Origin of the sequence: Serratia sp. FGI94 (genome assembly GCF_000330865.1) — a bacterium.
Taxonomy (GTDB): domain Bacteria; phylum Pseudomonadota; class Gammaproteobacteria; order Enterobacterales; family Enterobacteriaceae; genus Serratia_B; species Serratia_B rubidaea.
In genome coordinates this window covers 1,858,264-1,876,509 of sequence record NC_020064.1, presented here as the reverse complement: position 1 = coordinate 1,876,509, position 18,246 = coordinate 1,858,264, and the positions used below count along the sequence as shown (strand labels likewise).

The window sequence follows — 18,246 nt, the reverse complement described above, 5'->3', positions numbered from 1 at the left end:
GTATCGCGTGAATAACGGAAAAAAGTTCGTTTCTGCCATGCTGGTCTTGGCATTAGCGTTGGTTGGTTTGAACCTGGGCGTTGCCGATTTGGTTCATAAACTTATAGTTGGATAATTTATCGTGGCACAGCACGGGAAAGACAGGGATATTTTAGGCAAGGTGTTGCTCAGCGTTTCGGCGCTCTGCCTCGCCGTAGTGATTGGTTTTCTGGTCTGGGCGTTTGTCCTCGACTGAACCACAGCCAATAAAAAAACCGCCGTAGCGGTTCTTTTATTAGCAATGGCGATTAAATTTTGCAGCCTTCGCAATCTGCTTCATCCTCAAGGATGTCAGGCACTTCACTGGCCTTCTCCGCCGCTTTTTTTTCTGCTTTCGCGAGTTCGGCGTCAATATCAAAATCAAAAATCTCGTCACTCATTGCAACTTCCTCATGCTTCTTTACGGGCTCAAACGCTGAGTATAATCGACCCCGGAGTCGACGCAACCCTTAGTTAGCCAACGCCACCGATGCAGCGGGCGTATGCAGCTTCTTACCGTAGGCCAAATCATACACGTCGTAGAAGTCGATCTCGCCCTTATTGGCCAAAATCTCGCGTACGCGCGCCTTCAACTGCGGGTTGACCGACGGTTCCGCCAGTAATTCATCCACCGCCCGGGGCGCCAGCGCACGGGTAAAGTACCACTCGCCGTTATAACAGACGCGTAAATCCAGCACACCGATATCTTCAAAGCGATAAACAGGCTTGATCTCCATCAGCAGCATGGCAAACATAAACAGCACAAAGGCGGTAAAGCCAAGCAGCGCTCCAAGCCCCAGATAAGGCACCGGATACATCACGGCGATCACGGCAAAATAACCGGCGAACATCGCCAAACACAGGTAGCGGTGATTACGGGCAAATTCGCTGTTAAAACGCGGCTTGCCGTCGCGCCCTTCCCGCTGGTTGATCAGCTCAATCTCTTTCACCAGAATGTTTTTTATCGCGTCCATCAGTTACTGCCTTAGCCTGAGAGCAAAGTGGCTATCAATCGTTACCCTTCACGCTAACACAAGTACAGTTTCCCCGGGTATAGCAGTTAGCCAATTAAAAACCGGTAACTGTTATAGTCGAGCTAGCGCGGCTGCGAGGCTTTGCCCTGGGCGAACATAAACATCCGCTGTGCAACATCATCCGCCTGTTTGATCCTGTCTTGCTGCACGGCATTACCGCGTTGAATGGCGCGCGCATAGGCAATCTCGTGGGCGCGATCGATCATGCCGATAACATTATCACGCAGCGATTTATCCAAATTGCCCAGCAGGGTCGTCAGGATCGCCTGGTAGGCATTGGATTCCGCAGTCAGCGCCTTCTCCCGCGCTTCCAGCGCGGCGATACGTTGCATCAATTCTTGCAGTTGAGCGGACTCAGACATATCGACCTCCGGTTATCAGACAGAAAGGCTGCCTTGATAACAGTCTAGCAAAGGATCGATACGCGAAAAGAAACGCCGGATGGCGTGGACGGGTAAACAGGGTAAAGCACACCCGGAAATCCCAACGAGGAGTCGATAGTGCACATCAACCCGGGCATGCTTTATGCTGGCCACCAAGGCCGGAGGAGTTGGCGCGCTATGCAGGACTCGAACCCGCGTCTATCAATTTTGTAGCCAATTAAAGCATGTTAAAACCAATCACTCTGCCAACTGAGTTAATAGCGCACTCCCTTATGCTTTGGCGACATTATCCATAACATCGCCATGGGTACAAGATAAATCACTGGCAGTGAATGATTTTACAGATAAATCTCATAAAGACGACGTTATGGGCACAACGATCCACTTAATCAATCATCAAAGCTGCAATCATCGCAAGCGGCGCTAGGCCTGGTGGGGTTTTGCCAGATACTGGCAGGTCGCAAACAGGCAGAAAGCGTAGCCGACCAGTTCACAGCCCTCTTCCACCATATTTTTCACCACCCGGTTATAGCCATCCAGCAGCAACCCTTCCCACAACAGGTGCATGCCAAACAGACGGGAAAACACCAGAATGCACAGCAAGCCGGCGCACATCATGCCGTAGCTGGGATGGTTAAAGAAGTGGGCCAGGCCATGTAGCGCCGAGGCCGCATGACGCGCCGCGTAACCCAGACACAACAGCGTGGTCAGCAGAGCAAACCACACCCAAGCGCCGTGATGCAGATAATCAAAGGCGAAATCCAGCTCGCGGATCAACATGCACAGGAAAAAGCCGCCAATCAACACCCTGGCAGCGCGATACTCGGCATGGCGACGGGCGGAAACCAGGAAGCCTACCGCAATGGCGGCAAGGAATATCTCCTGCATCAGCTCCGTCAGCGACGTCTCATAGACAAAGTTATGTAGCCAATAAACATCAACAAAAATTAGCCCCAACAGCCCGGCCAGCGTTGCTGAATAAAGCAGAAATAAAGCGAGTTTTTTTACAATAATATTGAGGTCGGTACGGTACTGCATAGTCACTTCCGTTATTATATTCACGCGACATATGTTACCTACCGTAACCTCTTTTACCTTGGCTATTCATGCGCTTGCCGCCGATCTTCCGTAATTATTTATACGTCCGTATTGATAAATAAAACTGCTAGGTTTGATCCCGGTCACATATAACGTTAAGCTATATATGGATTTTTATTCGTCACGTAAGTGACAAGTTGATGGGGAAATAGGTCAAATTTCAACAATGTAATCAGTTTAATGATTGAGGGGCTCCAAAGTGCCAACGGCACACTAAAATTAGAATAGTTAATGTCTGGGCAGAAAAACGTGAAGAAAAACGATTGATTCACGTTCAACTCAATATTTAAGGGATGATGCTATGAAGCTGCGAAAAAAACGACATAAACCGCTACATATTAACGATATAACCATTATTGACGACAGCAAGCTGAAAAAAGCCATTACCGCCGCCGCACTGGGCAACGCGATGGAGTGGTTTGACTTCGGGGTTTACGGCTTTGTCGCCTATGCGCTTGGCCAGGTGTTCTTCCCCGGCGCGTCCCCCGGCGTCCAGATGATCGCTGCGCTGGCGACCTTCTCGGTACCGTTCCTGGTACGTCCGCTGGGCGGCGTATTCTTTGGCGCCATGGGCGATAAATTCGGCCGGCAAAAGGTCCTATCCGTCACCATCATTATTATGGCTATCAGCACCTTCTGTATCGGGCTGATCCCGTCCTATGCCAGCATCGGCATCTGGGCGCCTATCCTGCTGCTGCTGGCCAAACTGGCGCAGGGCTTCTCGGTGGGCGGTGAATATTCCGGTGCCGCCATCTTTGTCGCCGAATACTCGCCGGATCGCAAGCGCGGCTTTATGGGCAGCTGGCTCGATTTCGGCTCCATCGCCGGTTTCGTGCTCGGCGCCGGCGTCGTGGTGCTGATTTCCAGCATCGTCGGTGAAGCCAAGTTCCTCGACTGGGGCTGGCGCCTGCCGTTCTTCCTCGCGGCGCCGCTGGGCATCATCGGACTGTACCTGCGTCATGCGCTGGAAGAAACCCCGGCGTTCCAGCAGCACGTCGACAAAATGGAACAGGGCGACCGCGATGCGCTGCAGAATCCGCCGCGCGCCTCTTTTAAAGAAATCGCCACTAAACAATGGCGCAGCCTGTTGGTATGCGTGGGGCTGGTTATCGCCACCAACGTCACCTACTACATGCTGCTGACCTATATGCCGAGCTATCTGTCGCATAACCTGCACTATTCAGAAAGCCACGGCGTCCTGATTATCATCGCCATCATGATCGGCATGCTGTTTGTCCAGCCGGTGATCGGCCTGACCAGTGACCGCATCGGTCGTAAACCGTTTGTTATCGGCGGCAGTATTGGCCTGATGTTACTGGCTATCCCCTGCTTTATGTTGATCAACAGTAACGTGATTGGTCTGATTTTTGTCGGTCTGCTGGTACTGGCGGTACTGCTTAACTCCTTTACCGGGGTGATGGCCTCAACCTTGCCGGCCATGTTCCCGACGCATATCCGCTACAGCGCGCTGGCCATTTCGTTCAACATCTCCGTCCTGGTGGCGGGCGCGACGCCGACCGTTGCCGCCTGGCTGGTAGAATCCAGCGGTAATCTGTATATGCCGGCCTACTACCTGATGGCGGTGGCCGTTATCGGCCTGCTGACCGGCCTGTATATGAAAGAAACCGCCAACAAGCCGCTGCGCGGCGCAACGCCAGCCGCGTCGGACCGTTCCGAGGCCAAAGAGCTGCTGCAGGAAACCTACGATAATATCGAGCAGAAGGTGGAAAACATCAGCGATGAGATTGGCGACCTGGAAGAGCAGATCAAAGCGCTGGAGAAAAGAAAGCAGGCGCTTATCGATCAGCATCCCAAACTGGACTGATTAAAGCCAATAAAAAACCACCCCATTCATCCGGGGTGGTTTTTTTACGTCCGTCGTCACGCATCGTCAGAAAGAAAAATAGGCACAGCCTGCGCGTTAAATAAATCATCCAACGATCTTTTTTTACCCGATTTATTCTACTTCAGCGCGCATGGACCCCGACGGTCTCCAAAGCAACGCGATAATACTTCTGAATATCTTCCGGCTGCCGTTCAATTTCCCGCACCAGATACTTCATAATATTGTCTTTATTTACCGTACGTTGTGACGAAATCAAATGCAGCACGCTTTCACCGAAAATAACCATCAGCTTATCCCGGTAGATTTGTGCATTATCTTGCGGCATTCCGTACAGACTGTAATCGACCATTGTTAAATTTCTCTCAAACCAAACGCCGCTGGACTATCCTGGGTAGATAGTATTATCCAGCAATTACAATAGGATAATAAATGGCGATACTTCACACACTTAGTCGAACAATAAGAGTTTTCCTAGCAAACGGCAAGCATATAAAGCTCTAGCGCTTATGTTTAAGATTTTTCGCACCCTTCAGCGTTAACCGTTATATTTAACCATAATAAAAACGATGGATTTTAATTATTCCGACAGTCTTTACCAGCATACGGCAACCTTCATGCCAATATTTCGTATTTTAAATATTATAAATGCGATGAAGTTCACGTTTTTTTGGCAGATTAGCGATTTTATCTTGCCTCCGGCCATCTAGAAAGCTAGCTTGCTACGGCCGACTTGGTAAACCATTACTTTTAACAATATGAAATAAAAGGTTATTATGTCGATTACCGTTAAAAGCAAGAAAGAAGCTAAAGTTGCCATCTCGACAGGGAAAGCAAAACGCATCAAGCTCGATTATGCGGTCAGCGCTGACGATGTTTCGGAGCTGACGATGATATGCCGTGAAAAAGGCGCCAATATCATCAAAGACAATGATAATTTCATCATTGCCATGGGCAATCCTAGCATGCCTAAAGTGGCCAGTTTCCCATTCTGAGCCTCTTTAATCCCTTCGCCCCGAACGGGGCGTTGTTCCCTTTTCTCTTCCTCTCCCGATAGCGCCCAACAGCGGTGTGAAACAGTCAAAAAATGCGGCCTGACTTGAATAATTGAAGCGCTTCATTTACCTTCCCACCATCATCACCGCATGCTTCCTGCATGCGATAGAGCGCTTCACGAAGAGGTTATTATGAATTCCCTGCCAACCCGCCTGCGCCGCCTGAGAAGTTCCGAGGCGCGCCGTTCCCTGTTCCAGGAAGATGAACTGCGACTGTCCGACCTGGTGTTGCCCATTTTCGTCGAGGAAGATACCTCGGAATATCTGGAGCTGAGCGCGCTGCCGGGCATCAAACGCATCCCTGAATCCAGACTGGCTTTTGAGCTGGAGAAATACGCGAAAAGCGGTATCCGCAGCATCATGACGTTTGGGGTGTCTCACCATAAAGATGACACCGGCAGCGATACCTGGAACGAAAATGGCCTGGTGTCACGTATGGCGCGTATTTGTAAAGATACCGTCCCGGAAATGATCCTGATGTCAGACACCTGTTTTTGTGAATACACCACCCACGGCCATTGTGGCGTGGTGCACGATCACACCGTCGACAATGATGCCACGCTGCTGAATCTGCAGAAGCAGGCGGTAGCCGCTGCGCACGCCGGCGCAGACTTTATCGCCCCGTCAGCCGCAGCCGACGGCCAGGTGCAGGCCATCCGTCAGGCGCTGGACGCCGCCGGCTTCGGCAATACCGGCATTATCTCCTACTCCACCAAGTTCGCCTCCTCCCTGTACGGACCGTTCCGCGAGGCCGGCGGCAGCGAACTGAAGGGCGACCGTAAAACCTACCAGATGAACCCGATGAACCGCCGGGAAGCCCTGCGCGAGTCGCTGATTGACGAAGCCGAAGGCGCTGACGCGCTGATGGTCAAACCGGCCAGCTATTATCTGGACGTTATCCGCGATATTCGCAACGCCAGCACGCTGCCGGTTGCGGCTTATCAGGTCAGTGGGGAGTACGCGATGATTAAGTTCGCCGCCGCCGCGGGCGCGATCGATGAAGCCCAGGTGGTGCGCGAGTCGCTGTCGTCCATCAAACGTGCCGGCGCAGACTTTATCTTCTCTTACTTCGCCGCCGATTTGGCGCAGCAGGGCCTGTAAGTATGACAACGGCGCGGCCTCCTGGCCCGCCGTTACTCCCCTTCCCGCGGCACGCCGAGACTCTGACGTAAAACCAGCGAGCATGCCAGTTCGGCACTTTCGATAAACGTCGTTTGCTCCACCATACTGACAATGCGCCGGGCAGCCAGCGCGCCGATAGCGCGCGACGGCACGTCAATGGTCGTTAATGCAGGCTGCGCCAACGCGGAAAATTCAATGTTATCCATCCCGGTGACCGATATATCCTGTGGTACCCGCCAACCCGCCTGCCTCAGCTCATCAAGAACGCCCAGCGCCTGTACATCCGTCATGCACAGAATGGCCGTCGGCGGTTTGCCTGCGGCCAATAGCCGCCTGGCGGCCTCTCGTCCGCCTTCAATGGTGAACGGCGCCTCATAGACTTGCGACTCGTCCAGGCGTAACCGGCGCTCTTGCATTGCCTGAGCAATACCGTCAACGCGCTGGCGGCTGCGATTATTGTTCGCCTGGCTGCCGCAGACCACGGCGATCGCCCGGTGACCCAGGGCAATCACTTCCTGCGCCATCCGGTATGTCGCGCGCCAGTTATCGAAGCCAATGCTGACGCCATAGGGCGGTTCATCCCTCTGCCAGGTGAGCACCAACGGCAGCTGGCGCTGACGCAGCAGCTCATAAACCCGCTCCTCATGCGTAGAACCCACCAGAACGATGCCCTCAACGCCGCGTTCCACCAGCGTTTTGATTACGTCAAACTCACGCTCGGCCTGATATTCATGCGTCGCCAATATAACCTGATAGTTCATCGACCACAGCGTCGCCTGCAGGGTCTGTAAGGCATCGACAAAGGCCTGGTTATACATCGTTGGGAATACGGCGCCAATGGTATAGGTGCGTCGGGAAGCCAGTGCCCGCGCGGCGCCGTTGCTCACGTATCCCAACTGCTCGACGGCGGCGCGGACGCGCTGCAGCGTGGCGGGTTTAACCCTTTCGGGAACCGACAGCGCCCGTGAGGCACTGCCCAGCGAGACACCGGCCAGTTCGGCAACGTCGGCAAGGGTCGGGCGCTTGACGCTGTTTTTAATTGAAGAAGACATGAAACCACTTGAACCCATGGCAGGAGGCAAAAATTATACCCCTCACCCACGGTGATAGCCAGCCGACGGCTTCGCACGCCGTATTTCACCGCGAAAATCAGGACGATTGCGACAGGAATGATTAAATCGTCGTACAAAGAACCAATGGAGTAAGGTTGCTGACATTCCCTGTCATACTTTGTACGACGGAGTGTAACATAGCACCATAAATTACATATTGATACAGAAATTCAATGAGAATTATCTCAATAATCGGAGATTCTCGCCTCTACCACTACCATGTCTCCCCGATAGAAACGGCTAACATAGCCCAAATGGCTGCTGCACGTATCGCTGCGTACCTTGACAAGTATCAAGGCGAAAACAGGAATACGACGATACAAATAGATCGCCGCCAATCGCTATCAAAGAGGTCGCCATGTCCGAGATCATCGTAACCGCGTTGATAATGACCACCGTATCTATTTTATCTGCGCTTGTTTTCGTCAACTTCTTTATCATTAAACTCGTTTAAACGCGCCCTGGATTGCCCGTCGACATCACGCGCCCCCGCCACCTGACGAAAAGCCATAGCAACAAGCGCCGGTAAGTCGCTATCGCATACTTACCGTCGGCCCTTTATACGTTTTTACCGCTTAAGATATCTATCCGCGCTGGCGCATGCCCTTTCTCTTTTTTCCAGTAATATCCCGTCTGCAACAGCGCAATAAATTCATCCTGGGTTAAAGACAGCGTTTCAACCCGTTCCACCCGTTCCTGGTCCGAGGTTGGGCGCAGCACATCGACAACCAGCGTTCCCGGATCGTAAGACTGGCTTTCAATACGCAGGGGGAGTCGCTCAAACACCTTGGGTTCAGTAATCAGGTTTTCCGGCACGAAGTCGCCGGAAAAAAGGCCATCCAGCGTCGCAACCGTTTCATAACCGGCAAAACACTCGAACCTGACCTTCACAATAGCGGCATGTTCAAGCTTTAAAAATGCCGGCCAGTCCGTATAGCCGAGCTTATCGCTGTAAAACGCATCACCGCGATGAAAAGCATAGCGGTTTCCCTGGGTCCAAGTTTCATACTTATAGCCATCGAAGACCGCGGTGGTTTGTTTGATGTCCAACGCCTCTTTAAACACGGATTTCACGGCGAAGCGCCAGCCGACCGCATAACCGTCGACGAATTGCGCGATTAAGATATTGCTGCGCGGCAGGGATCTCAGCGTATTAAACGTGGCGGCGGCGCTCTCTCTTAACGCCTGCAGTTTATCGGGTTCGGTCGCGGTATTATCAGCCTGTCTGCCGTCGGTTTCTTTTGACTTATAGGGAATTTCCCCGGTAGCGATAAAATGTCGGAACTGGTCACCGCTCAAAATCAGAGCCCCTTTGGCATTCGCCTCCTCGATCTTGCGCCAGCCTGCATTGGCGCCGCAGCATAAGCATGTCAGCTTCGCCGTCACACCGCTTCTTACCTTAAGGTGGGATGAAACAGCCAGCGCGGCAAGTTCATCGTTTTCCCGCTTATCAAAGCCCGTGAAACAAATTTCCCAACCGCCGTTTGCAGCTGGCTGACGGCGGGAGCCCACCGCCGGCGAAACGTTAGCGTGTTGCTCCTGCGCCAGGTCAGCCTCTTCCAACTCGGCTTGCGTCGTGAACATTTTTACGATCCGATCTTTTCTAAACGTTCGATAACCGCGGCGTACGACCGAATAGCCCTGGATATGCGCATCCTTCTCAACCACGTTAACTAACGTATGTTTAGAAAATTCCTCCTCGGCGTTCAAATAAATAAAAAAGGCTTCCCTGTTGTTTACTTTATTCACATCAAACATCATTGTTACCTATCGTCATCATCCCGGATAACAGCGTCCCTGTTCGGCAGCTACCGTTACCAATCGCTTAGTCATTATTCAACTTAATAAGCAGCCATCTTAGTGCATCTTAATCGGAAGTAAATAGCCGCAACGCCTGTAGCGTAACTTCTCTTTAAAGCCGCCCTTATACCGCTGAGCTATCGGCAAAATTAACTAACCCCTGAGTAAGACCAACAATTAAAATTGCCGATGTAACAACCAAAATGGATTAATTTTATATATAGATAAACGGAAATACTCGTTAGCGAACTCGCTGCTCCAGGCACACCATTAACGCCTGCAGTCGCACAATAAATTCACGATGCCGCACATCGGCTTGTTGACTCTGTGCCAGAAAGTAATTTATCTCGTCTGTTAGCTGCGGATAGCGGCGGATAAACTTTATCGCATGTTCTTCAAGCGTATCCGGCCAGTCGCTATCCTGCTCTCCCCGCCACAAATTTGTGGCGCGAATCAGCTTTTTGGCCGCCGACTGCTGCAAACGCATCCGCTGATTCACGTCGTCCATATGCTGGATACGCTCAATATAGTCGAGCAACACGCTGGGGTAATCCCCGTTCAACGCCACGGCAATAGCACGTGAAGGTTTAAAGCGCGGGAAACGACCGGTCAGATCGACACCGCACACACAGCGGCAATGGTGTTTTAACCAATAGCCCCAGCTGTGCAGGTTCTCCGCCGCCATGACCTCCGGCAGAACGCCGCAGTCGAGATCAATCTTGCTGACCACGGGATGCGCTGCCTCAAGTCCCGAACGTACCGAGGCCAACGCGCGCTCCTGCACCGGCTGCAGCGAACGATAAAAGATAATACAAAGATCCAGATCTGAGCGTCCCACCTTCGCCTTGCCCCGCGCAACGCTGCCATAGACGTAAATGCTGTGCAGAACATCGCCCAGCACCGCCGCCAGCTGGCGTACGGCGTCATCCATCACGTCGGTAAATTCGGCCTGAAAACTGGCCTCGCCGGGCGTAGCGATATATCCATTATGGTCGACAGCCATCATCACCTTCCGAGGAGGCGCCCGCCCCAATGAGAGAGCATGCATAGTAACCATCACTGTATCACAGGAAAGATATAGCAGATGCAAAATGCCGCCAGCGTTCGCGGACTTTCACGGATGGCGTGGTCTGTCCAGAACAAACGTGTAGCATGAGATAGACTCAGGAAGCCTTTATGATGAAGGCCGTTATTTCTTGTTGATTTTTATATCCTTTATCCAATAACCGACAATACAGAAGGATTTTCGGCCATGCCGCGTAGCAAAACAGCGCTGATACTCACCTGCATTTTTCTCTCTTCCGCACTCTCCGCCTGTGCCAAAGAGGAAAGCGCCCCCTTCACGCCCGACCCTCAATGCCAGTTCACCCGGTTGACGGGCAAACATGTCACGGCCGTTCAACTATGTGCTGATGAGAAAACGGGGAACACAATTACCGTGGTCAAAGACGGGCAAGCCTATGATATCGCACGTATGGCCTATACCCGCTTCCAGCGCTTCAAGTTCAGTGCCGACCCGGACGCCTTCTTCAGCAAGGTCATTGAACCCAATCATACGGTGACGCCTTATCAGGGAAGTGCGCATCCACACGGCTGATCCCGCATGCCGCCGCACCGTTTTCTATGTTATGCCGGAGGAAGAATGTTAAACCCATCGAATATCATGATGGCCTGCCTGTTTTATATGCTGCTGCCCGCTCCCGGGCATGCCGCCAGCGTGCTACGTCTGAACTGCCCAGAGCGGGCCATGATGACCGTTACACGCTTTAACTATGGCCTGACCACGTTAGAGTGGGCTGAACGTCACTTCCAAGTCGCGGCGGGCGTGAAACGTAATCAAACAGCGGAAGGTTCGCCTTTTCGGGTGATCAGCTTCCGCAATGGCGACGACCTGGTGTACTTTCCTGAAAAGCATCTGCATATCTTTTTTTATGCCGACCGCGAGAACCCCGTCGTCTGCAAAGATATAGACACCTTTACTACGCATGCCATTAAGCTTCTGCGCTATCGTTAGCATGCCATAGACCAGAAATACCATATATTCAACGTAATATGATGTATAAAACCTCATTATGCCAATGCATTTTTGCAGCGGATTGATTGACATAAGTCAAATTTGAAAATATAGACTCCCGTATCATCACCAGTGAAAGATTTTCCCTGGTGTTGATGCCTTTCCCCTCCTTGTGAGGGGATTTTTTTCGCCGATGTTTACAGCCCTCGCACAGATAATAAAAATCGTCTGATGACGGCCATCTCGAAGCCATTTTCACACCAGGAAAAACATAACAGCCATCATTTATTAAATAAATGCACAAACGACATAAAATAATAATTACCTTTTACTTTCCCAGCTCATAAAACCAGCCAAAAGGACAATCTAAAAAAATAAAAAGAAAAACACTTCACATTAAATATAAAACATCAATACGTTGGCACATGATACTTCCCCTGTAACGTAAAAAATGTCACCCACAAGCTCAACCAGAGTTAATTAAAACCATTGGTTTTATTAAGATATTTTATTTATAGGCAATTACCATAAAAATTATATCTCTTAGACACAGCGATTATCGGCGCATCGGTATTCCCCAGTGCGGGAAATTGTCTGCAACGCCTGCCGCCCCGGCAGTTAAACCCGCTTGGCATATATAATCTCAAATGCGTATTTTTACTATCATTATCAATAGCCATAATATAAAAACTAGTTACATTCATAAAAGTTGAAATAGAATGTACATTACCAGACTATTCACAGGGGGAGTTTACTCTCCCCATTAATCAACAACCCTAAATAATTTCATACCATTTTCGCCGGACAGAGTTTGTTAACCCATTCCTCCACACCCCCTTCATTTTACACTCTGGCGCAAGATCACAAAAATGGCAATTGACGGGTAGCCTCTAAGCTAATAATCAGCCATTGCAACCTTAGACAGGGTTGATTATGTTACCACCATACCAATCGCTCAGAACCTCCACCACCAAACCCGGAGTATCAGCAATGATTGGAACCCTAATCGGGTTTGTTCTGTTGGTTAGCCCTTGTGGCTATGATGCATGCGACGCGCTACTGGCCTCTGAGACGGTTTACCCGACCCGTGAGGAATGTGTGGAGGTCAAAAAAGCTGTCCAGCAGCGTCTTCCTGATGTCGTGCTGTTTTGCCAAGAAACCTATCGATATGAAAACTGATGGCAGCAAGGTGAACTGCCCGCCACATGTGGCTGATTGAGCAACCCCACCATTATCCCCTCGTTCCACTAACGCTAACCTAAGGTACAGCATGAGCAAACTATACTATTCCCTGTGCTGCATCGTGTTGATCACCGGGATTGGCATCTCTATCCTCAGCGCCGAGTTCCCCGCCAACGCTGATAGTGGCGAGATGCCCCTGGCTTTTGGCGCCGGCCTGTATATCGCATTTATTGCTATTCTCGGCGTTACTGCAGGCTTGATAGCACAATGCCTCTCAGCGGTGATAAAAAAGCTAACCAGATAGCCGTTGCCAGCTATCAACATCCCGCCTTGGCATTGGGGAAGCTCTTAATGCAAATGGCGCAATTCTACGGAGTAGTGACAGTATTCAGGGGAGGTTTTGAGGGCACAAAAAAACCGCCTTTCGGCGGCTTACGACACTGCTTATTGCTTTGATTATTCTGATATTTCCCATGGTACCCGGGGCGGGACTTGAACCCGCACAGCCATAAGCCGAGGGATTTTAAATCCCTTGTGTCTACCGATTTCACCACCCGGGCTCGGGAAAATTGGAGGCGCGTTCCGGAGTCGAACCGGACTAGACGGATTTGCAATCCGCTACATAACCGCTTTGTTAACGCGCCATATTCTGTTTGCCTTTTCAGGCTGAAAGCTCGTGCATCACCAGCTTTCTCAATTTGGAGCGGGAAACGAGGCTCGAACTCGCGACCTCAACCTTGGCAAGGTTGCGCTCTACCAACTGAGCTATTCCCGCATCACCAGAACTTACTGATTTGCTTGCCAACTTTCTGCAAATCGTCGCTGCCGTCTGATGCGATGCATTCTACTTACCTGACGTGATGAGTCAACAAAATTGTTTACTTACCACAGCCGTTTGCCGATTTTTGCACCGAATCGATCACGGTTCCAGCAAATCGTTACGCGCGGCGTTCAAATATTGGAACATTGACCAGAAAGTCAGCACCGCCGCGATGTACAACAGGCCGATGGCCGCGTACTCGACGCTACGATCGGGACGCCATAGCAGCCCCACCAGCGACATCATCTGCGCACTGGTTTTCACTTTACCGATCCAGGATACCGCCACGCTGCTGCGCTTACCGATTTCCGCCATCCACTCGCGCAGCGAAGAAATAATGATTTCACGCGCAATCATCGTCGCCGCCGGCAGCGTAATCCACCAGGCGTGATAGTGCTCCGCCACCAGCACCAGCGCCATGGCGACCATCACCTTATCAGCGACCGGATCCAGAAACGCGCCAAAGCGGGTTGTCTGCTTCCAGCGGCGGGCTAAAAAGCCGTCAAACCAATCGGTTACCGCTGCAAACACAAAAATGATGGCGCAAACCATCGGGGCCCAAGTGAACGGCAGATAAAATGCCAGCACAAAGAATGGGATCAGAACTACGCGAAACAGGGTGAGCCAAGTCGGTATATTCAATTGCATAATGCTACGGTAACTATCTGGCTGGAGTGGAATTAAGGGTATGTTGCTACATTGGCTTCAGTGTTTCAATGCATTATAGATCTTTTCTGCCAATGCTTGTGAAATACCCGGCACTTTTGCAATTTCCTCAACGCTGGCGTTCATCAACGGTTGCAGACCACCCATAAACTTCAGCAGCGTTTGTCGCCGTTTTGGCCCCACGCCCTCAATCAGCTCCAGCGCGCTGGTATTTTTAACCTTGGCGCGTTTCTGGCGATGGCCGGTAATAGCATGGTTATGCGAATCATCGCGGATATGCTGGATCACGTGCAGCGCCGGCGAATCCGCCGGCAGCGAAATCCCCTCGCCTTCAGGCACAAAGAACAGCGTTTCAAGGCCGGCTTTACGATCGGCGCCTTTGGCAATGCCAATCAGCCGCGGTTTGCTTTTATCCCACGTCACGTCCAGCGCATCAAACACCTCCCGCGCCATGCCGAGCTGCCCTTTGCCGCCGTCAATAAAGATCACGTCAGGAATTTTTTTCTCCTCCAGCGCCTTGCCGTAACGACGTCGCAACACCTGCGCCATCGCCGCGTAATCATCGCCCGGCGTAATGCCCGTAATGTTATAGCGACGATACTCGGAACGCAGCGGGCCGTTCTCATCAAACACCACGCAGGAAGCAACGGTCTGTTCGCCCATCGTATGGCTGATATCAAAACATTCCATTCGGGTAATGCTATCCATCTGCAGAACCTTCGCCAGCTCCGTCAGACGCTGGTGAATGGTCGACTGCTGAGACAGCTTGCTGGTTAACGCCGTCGCCGCATTGGTGCGCGCCAGTTTGAGGTAGCGCGCGCGGTCGCCGCGCGGCTTGCTCTGAATATGGATCTTGCGCCCCGCCACTTCGGACAGCGACGCAGCCAGCAGATCTTTTTCCGGCAGCGTAAAGTCCAGCAGGATCTCCGTCGGCAAAGTACGCGACTGACTGCCCTGCAAATAAAACTGGCCGACAAAAGTCTGCACCACTTCGCTGATGTCGGTATCCCCCGGCACTTTAGGGAAATAGCTGCGGCTACCGAGCACCTGGCCCTGGCGGATAAACAACACGTGCAGGCAGGCCATGCCGGCCTCAAAGGCAACGCCGATCACATCCATATCATCGCCGTGACCGGAGACAAACTGCCGCTCCGTGACGCGGCGCACCGCCTGGATCTGATCGCGCACCCGCGCGGCCTCTTCAAAATTCAGCGCCTTGCTGGCGCTTTCCATGCGCTCAATCAGCTGATGCAACACCTGCTGATCCTTACCAGACAAAAACAGCCGCACATAGTCAACCTGCTGCCGATACTCTTCTTCACTCACCAGGCCGGCGACGCAGGGGCCAAGGCAGCGGCCGATCTGATACTGCAGGCAGGGGCGCGAGCGGTTACGGTAAACGCTGTTTTCACACTGGCGAACGGGAAACAGCTTTTGCAGCAGCGCCAGCGTTTCACGCACGGCATAAGAGTTGGGAAACGGGCCAAAGTATTCACCCTTAGCGTGTTTGGCACCGCGGTGAACGGCGAGTCGCGGATGGGTATCGGCGCTCAGAAAGATCAGCGGATAAGATTTATCGTCGCGCAAAAGAACATTATATCGCGGTTGATATAATTTAATGTAGTTATGTTCCAGCAACAGCGCTTCTGTTTCGGTATGTGTAACAGTAACGTCTATTTGCGCGATATTTTTAACCAACGTTTCGGTTTTACGGCTGCCGACCTGCGCACGGAAATAGCTCGCGAGGCGTTTTTTCAGGTCTTTGGCCTTGCCGACATAGATAACCGTGCCGCCGGCGTCATACATGCGATAGACGCCGGGCTGGCTGGTTACGGTTTTAAGAAAGGCTTTTGCATCAAAACGATCATTCACCGCTTAACAACGTCTCCGCATTGAACAATCCATGTCGGATAGCCAGGTGAGTCAGCTCCACATCACCGCTGATGTTCAGCTTGCTGAACATCCGGTAGCGGTAGCTGTTTACCGTTTTGGGGCTAAGGTTCAACTGCTCAGAAATTTCGTTGACCTTCTTTCCTTTGGTAATCATTAACATAATCTGCAGTTCACGGTCTGAAAGACAGCTGAACGGCGTTTCGGCCTCCGGCTCAAGCTGGCTTAACGCCATCTGCTGCGCAATGTCGGAGGCAATATAGCGTTGCCCTGCATGCACCGAACGTATGGCATTCACCACTTCCTGCGGCGCGGCCCCTTTGCTCAGATAGCCGGCGGCCCCCGCCTGCATCACTTTCGCCGGCAAAGGATTTTCTGTGTGGATAGTCAACATGATGACTTTGATGTCGGGTGCATAACGCACAATCTTACGGGTGGCTTCCAGCCCCCCAATACCCGGCATATTCATGTCCATCAGCACGATCTCAACAACATTGTTGCGACACCATTTTACGGCATCTTCACCGCACTGGACTTCACCGACAACCTTTATGCCTTTGATATCTTCAAGAATGCGTCGTATCCCTGCGCGCACCAGTTCGTGGTCATCAACAAGAAGAACGCTAATCAAGGAACAATCTCCAAAAAATAGGGGAGTAACGCAATCAGTCTCTGTTATCGCGACAGATATTACTTGTTTTTCAACAAAGAATGAATACAGATTAATATGTATGCTCAATTAACTCTGCGGAGCAGGCCTAATTTTTCGTATTTTTACACCTGACGACGCGAGCTTACGGCGTTGCGGGCGGATAAAAACCCGGCAGCGCATATACCTGATCGAGGGGTCGCTGACAAAACGCGGGTGCGGTAAACGCCCCGGCAGAGTAAAGATCAACGCGGGCAATCATAACCAAGCGTAATAATAACATCCTTTCCGCCGAGAATTAACCCTTTAAAATCACGGCGCTATAATAGCACATGCCGGAGCGCAGCGTTATCACTTTAGGCGTAAAATCATTGCCTGCCGCTATATGTATCAGCAAACCCAACATTATTTACGCTATGGCCCCGCCCGTCAGACAGCAGAAGCATGCACGTAAAGTGCTTATTAAGCATTTAAAAATATGTGTACATGCAAGCTTGCAGAGTTAATTCGACATACCTATTCATCAATGCGCAATAAACCCCAGGTATAATAAATATCATTAATACTCATCAGTCGACGCCGCCGCTGGCCCCAGCGCAGTTTATGTTATACTCGCCAGCAGAAAATGGCACCGCCGCGCGTATGCTGCGGGCGGCGGCCCAGCGCACAGGCGCACCTTTTTACGGCTACGGCCGCAGAGATTAGGAGATAAAATGAGCAATATCGATTTCACTACGTCCGCAAATCCAGAAACACTGGCAACCGAAGTTGCCTGCCTGAAAGCCACATTAACGCTGATACTGAAATCGATTGGTCAGGCCGATGCGGGCAAAGTCATTATTAATCTGGAGCGTTTTATTGCCCAGATCGAAGACCCGACGCAGGTGGAAGTGTTTAAAAACAGCCTGCAGCAAATCAAACACGCTTACCGCCAGTAAGCCACGCAGGAAACAGGCCGGCCACGCTGCACCGGCCTGTGCGATTCAGCCACGCCCGGGCTTCAGGATAAAGCCGCTCTGCATGTCGCCGCCAATCCGCAGATAGCGCACGTCCCCGGCGCGCAGGGTCATCGGCTGTTGCCCGGCGGTCTCGCGCCAGATGCACAGATGGCTTTCGATCATATCCTGACCAATGCTGACCACATGATTACCGACCGGCATGCGGAACTCCGCCTTCTCTTTCGTCGCCAGCGACGCGGCAAACTCGCCGTCAACGTAAACGCCGGTACGGCAGGAACCGGCCAACATGCCGCTGTCACGCACCACAACCACCGTGGCATACGGCGTAGTCGGCAGGTTTTGATAAAGCATCAGCCGGCTTGGCGGTGGGGATTTAGCCTGCTGCGGCGGCACCGCCTGGGTAGCGCAACCGGACAATAGCACAGAGGAAATAAGTAACGCGGCGTAACGCTTCATCCTGAACTCCTTAAAAAAATAGGCCCCAATAGTAACAAGATAATCCCGCCCTGCATCAAGCATCCCGCAGCCCGGCAAAAAATAAGACTAATCCCCACCACGTCCTGAAGCAACGCAGGGATTAGCGGTCGGGCGCAGAACGCTG

General features: G+C 51.8%; 20 protein-coding genes and 4 tRNA genes. 8 read left to right on the top strand and 16 right to left on the bottom strand.

Annotation, left to right across the window (positions count from 1 at the left end; all coding sequences use genetic code 11):
- Positions 1-287 precede the first annotated feature (287 nt).
- The 5 genes from D781_RS24265 to D781_RS08550 all read right to left on the bottom strand — a co-directional run bounded on the left by D781_RS24265 (position 288) and on the right by D781_RS08550 (position 2,473).
- Entirely contained in the window at positions 288-419 is a 132-nt protein-coding gene (locus D781_RS24265; RefSeq protein ID WP_015671916.1) for a hypothetical protein, read from the bottom strand.
- A 69-nt stretch (positions 420-488) separates the two neighbouring features.
- The gene (locus D781_RS08565) at positions 489-992 is read right to left on the bottom strand and encodes a YlaC family protein (RefSeq protein WP_015671915.1); all 504 of its coding nucleotides are present in this window, start codon (positions 990-992) and stop codon (positions 489-491) included.
- 122 nt (positions 993-1,114) lie between these two features.
- On the bottom strand, positions 1,115-1,414 hold the full coding sequence (locus D781_RS08560; protein WP_015671914.1) for a hypothetical protein: 300 nt from the start codon (positions 1,412-1,414) through the stop codon (positions 1,115-1,117).
- Between the two features lie 189 nt (positions 1,415-1,603).
- Positions 1,604-1,699: transfer RNA gene (locus tag D781_RS23790), tRNA-OTHER, on the bottom strand.
- Between the two features lie 159 nt (positions 1,700-1,858).
- On the bottom strand, positions 1,859-2,473 hold the full coding sequence (locus D781_RS08550) for a hypothetical protein (RefSeq protein WP_015671913.1): 615 nt from the start codon (positions 2,471-2,473) through the stop codon (positions 1,859-1,861).
- Between the two features lie 361 nt (positions 2,474-2,834).
- On the opposite strand from D781_RS08550, the gene proP reads away from it, so the two are divergent.
- Entirely contained in the window at positions 2,835-4,358 is a 1,524-nt protein-coding gene (gene proP, locus D781_RS08545) for a glycine betaine/L-proline transporter ProP (RefSeq protein ID WP_015671912.1), read from the top strand.
- A gap of 142 nt (positions 4,359-4,500) precedes the next feature.
- Here proP and D781_RS08540 read toward each other — a convergent pair whose 3' ends face one another.
- Positions 4,501-4,728, bottom strand: a complete 228-nt coding sequence (locus D781_RS08540) for a hypothetical protein (RefSeq protein ID WP_015671911.1) — start codon at positions 4,726-4,728, stop codon at positions 4,501-4,503.
- A 424-nt stretch (positions 4,729-5,152) separates the two neighbouring features.
- Between D781_RS08540 and D781_RS08535 the strand changes: the two genes are divergently transcribed.
- The gene (locus D781_RS08535; protein ID WP_015671910.1) at positions 5,153-5,371 is read left to right on the top strand and encodes a hypothetical protein; all 219 of its coding nucleotides are present in this window, start codon (positions 5,153-5,155) and stop codon (positions 5,369-5,371) included.
- Positions 5,372-5,563: 192 nt separating this feature from the next.
- Positions 5,564-6,532, top strand: coding sequence for a porphobilinogen synthase (gene hemB / locus D781_RS08530; protein ID WP_015671909.1), 969 nt, complete (start codon positions 5,564-5,566; stop codon positions 6,530-6,532).
- Positions 6,533-6,564: 32 nt separating this feature from the next.
- Here the strand turns inward: hemB and D781_RS08525 are convergent, their stop codons facing one another.
- The 3 genes from D781_RS08525 to D781_RS08515 all read right to left on the bottom strand — a co-directional run bounded on the left by D781_RS08525 (position 6,565) and on the right by D781_RS08515 (position 10,471).
- Positions 6,565-7,605 carry a LacI family DNA-binding transcriptional regulator gene (locus tag D781_RS08525; RefSeq protein WP_015671908.1) on the bottom strand — a complete coding sequence of 347 codons (1,041 nt, stop codon included), beginning with the start codon at positions 7,603-7,605 and terminating at the stop codon, positions 6,565-6,567.
- A gap of 618 nt (positions 7,606-8,223) precedes the next feature.
- Positions 8,224-9,426, bottom strand: coding sequence for a BRCT domain-containing protein (locus D781_RS22220; protein ID WP_015671906.1), 1,203 nt, complete (start codon positions 9,424-9,426; stop codon positions 8,224-8,226).
- A 280-nt stretch (positions 9,427-9,706) separates the two neighbouring features.
- Positions 9,707-10,471: a nucleotidyltransferase domain-containing protein gene (locus D781_RS08515; RefSeq protein WP_015671905.1), complete on the bottom strand. Its 765-nt coding sequence runs from the start codon at positions 10,469-10,471 to the stop codon at positions 9,707-9,709.
- 246 nt (positions 10,472-10,717) lie between these two features.
- Here D781_RS08515 and D781_RS08510 point away from each other — a divergent pair, with 246 nt between their 5' ends.
- From D781_RS08510 to D781_RS08495, 4 genes are all read left to right on the top strand, one after another.
- Complete coding sequence (locus tag D781_RS08510) at positions 10,718-11,062, top strand: hypothetical protein (protein ID WP_015671904.1); 345 nt, start codon at positions 10,718-10,720, stop codon at positions 11,060-11,062.
- A 45-nt stretch (positions 11,063-11,107) separates the two neighbouring features.
- On the top strand, positions 11,108-11,479 hold the full coding sequence (locus tag D781_RS22215; protein ID WP_015671903.1) for a hypothetical protein: 372 nt from the start codon (positions 11,108-11,110) through the stop codon (positions 11,477-11,479).
- A 990-nt stretch (positions 11,480-12,469) separates the two neighbouring features.
- Positions 12,470-12,658, top strand: coding sequence for a hypothetical protein (locus tag D781_RS24100; RefSeq protein ID WP_015671902.1), 189 nt, complete (start codon positions 12,470-12,472; stop codon positions 12,656-12,658).
- A 91-nt stretch (positions 12,659-12,749) separates the two neighbouring features.
- Complete coding sequence (locus D781_RS08495; RefSeq protein ID WP_015671901.1) at positions 12,750-12,965, top strand: hypothetical protein; 216 nt, start codon at positions 12,750-12,752, stop codon at positions 12,963-12,965.
- A gap of 170 nt (positions 12,966-13,135) precedes the next feature.
- Here the strand turns inward: D781_RS08495 and D781_RS08490 are convergent.
- From D781_RS08490 to uvrY, 6 genes are all read right to left on the bottom strand, one after another.
- Positions 13,136-13,221, bottom strand: a tRNA-Leu gene (locus D781_RS08490).
- A gap of 10 nt (positions 13,222-13,231) precedes the next feature.
- Positions 13,232-13,305, bottom strand: a tRNA-Cys gene (locus D781_RS08485).
- Between the two features lie 55 nt (positions 13,306-13,360).
- Positions 13,361-13,436 (bottom strand) — tRNA-Gly (locus tag D781_RS08480).
- Positions 13,437-13,580: 144 nt separating this feature from the next.
- Positions 13,581-14,129 (bottom strand): CDP-diacylglycerol--glycerol-3-phosphate 3-phosphatidyltransferase, encoded by a 549-nt coding sequence (gene pgsA / locus D781_RS08475; RefSeq protein ID WP_015671900.1) that lies wholly within the window; start codon positions 14,127-14,129, stop codon positions 13,581-13,583.
- Between the two features lie 57 nt (positions 14,130-14,186).
- Positions 14,187-16,019: an excinuclease ABC subunit UvrC gene (gene uvrC / locus D781_RS08470; RefSeq protein ID WP_015671899.1), complete on the bottom strand. Its 1,833-nt coding sequence runs from the start codon at positions 16,017-16,019 to the stop codon at positions 14,187-14,189.
- A complete protein-coding gene (uvrY, locus tag D781_RS08465) occupies positions 16,012-16,668 on the bottom strand; it encodes a UvrY/SirA/GacA family response regulator transcription factor (protein ID WP_015671898.1) in 657 nt (218 codons plus the stop codon). Before uvrY ends, uvrC begins: the two co-directional genes overlap by 8 nt.
- Before the next feature lie 731 nt (positions 16,669-17,399).
- Between uvrY and D781_RS08460 the strand changes: the two genes are divergently transcribed.
- Positions 17,400-17,624, top strand: coding sequence for a DUF2594 family protein (locus D781_RS08460; protein WP_015671897.1), 225 nt, complete (start codon positions 17,400-17,402; stop codon positions 17,622-17,624).
- Positions 17,625-17,669: 45 nt separating this feature from the next.
- Here D781_RS08460 and D781_RS08455 read toward each other — a convergent pair whose 3' ends face one another.
- Entirely contained in the window at positions 17,670-18,101 is a 432-nt protein-coding gene (locus D781_RS08455) for a DUF2846 domain-containing protein (RefSeq protein WP_015671896.1), read from the bottom strand.
- Positions 18,102-18,246: the final 145 nt, after the last annotated feature.

What these genes read in the sequence shown, in the direction of transcription:
- proP (WP_015671912.1), top strand. Translation starts at nt 2,835, where the DNA reads ATGAAGCTGCGAAAAAAACGACATAAACCGCTACATATTAACGATATA.
- D781_RS08460 (WP_015671897.1), top strand. Translation starts at nt 17,400, where the DNA reads ATGAGCAATATCGATTTCACTACGTCCGCAAATCCAGAAACACTGGCA.
- D781_RS08535 (WP_015671910.1), top strand. Translation starts at nt 5,153, where the DNA reads ATGTCGATTACCGTTAAAAGCAAGAAAGAAGCTAAAGTTGCCATCTCG.
- pgsA (WP_015671900.1), bottom strand. Translation starts at nt 14,129, where the DNA reads ATGCAATTGAATATACCGACTTGGCTCACCCTGTTTCGCGTAGTTCTG.
- D781_RS24100 (WP_015671902.1), top strand. Translation starts at nt 12,470, where the DNA reads ATGATTGGAACCCTAATCGGGTTTGTTCTGTTGGTTAGCCCTTGTGGC.
- D781_RS08515 (WP_015671905.1), bottom strand. Translation starts at nt 10,471, where the DNA reads ATGATGGCTGTCGACCATAATGGATATATCGCTACGCCCGGCGAGGCC.
- D781_RS08510 (WP_015671904.1), top strand. Translation starts at nt 10,718, where the DNA reads ATGCCGCGTAGCAAAACAGCGCTGATACTCACCTGCATTTTTCTCTCT.
- D781_RS08560 (WP_015671914.1), bottom strand. Translation starts at nt 1,414, where the DNA reads ATGTCTGAGTCCGCTCAACTGCAAGAATTGATGCAACGTATCGCCGCG.
- D781_RS08565 (WP_015671915.1), bottom strand. Translation starts at nt 992, where the DNA reads ATGGACGCGATAAAAAACATTCTGGTGAAAGAGATTGAGCTGATCAAC.
- D781_RS08550 (WP_015671913.1), bottom strand. Translation starts at nt 2,473, where the DNA reads ATGCAGTACCGTACCGACCTCAATATTATTGTAAAAAAACTCGCTTTA.
- D781_RS08455 (WP_015671896.1), bottom strand. Translation starts at nt 18,101, where the DNA reads ATGAAGCGTTACGCCGCGTTACTTATTTCCTCTGTGCTATTGTCCGGT.
- D781_RS08525 (WP_015671908.1), bottom strand. Translation starts at nt 7,605, where the DNA reads ATGTCTTCTTCAATTAAAAACAGCGTCAAGCGCCCGACCCTTGCCGAC.
- D781_RS24265 (WP_015671916.1), bottom strand. Translation starts at nt 419, where the DNA reads ATGAGTGACGAGATTTTTGATTTTGATATTGACGCCGAACTCGCGAAA.
- D781_RS08540 (WP_015671911.1), bottom strand. Translation starts at nt 4,728, where the DNA reads ATGGTCGATTACAGTCTGTACGGAATGCCGCAAGATAATGCACAAATC.
- D781_RS22215 (WP_015671903.1), top strand. Translation starts at nt 11,108, where the DNA reads ATGTTAAACCCATCGAATATCATGATGGCCTGCCTGTTTTATATGCTG.
- hemB (WP_015671909.1), top strand. Translation starts at nt 5,564, where the DNA reads ATGAATTCCCTGCCAACCCGCCTGCGCCGCCTGAGAAGTTCCGAGGCG.
- D781_RS22220 (WP_015671906.1), bottom strand. Translation starts at nt 9,426, where the DNA reads ATGATGTTTGATGTGAATAAAGTAAACAACAGGGAAGCCTTTTTTATT.
- D781_RS08495 (WP_015671901.1), top strand. Translation starts at nt 12,750, where the DNA reads ATGAGCAAACTATACTATTCCCTGTGCTGCATCGTGTTGATCACCGGG.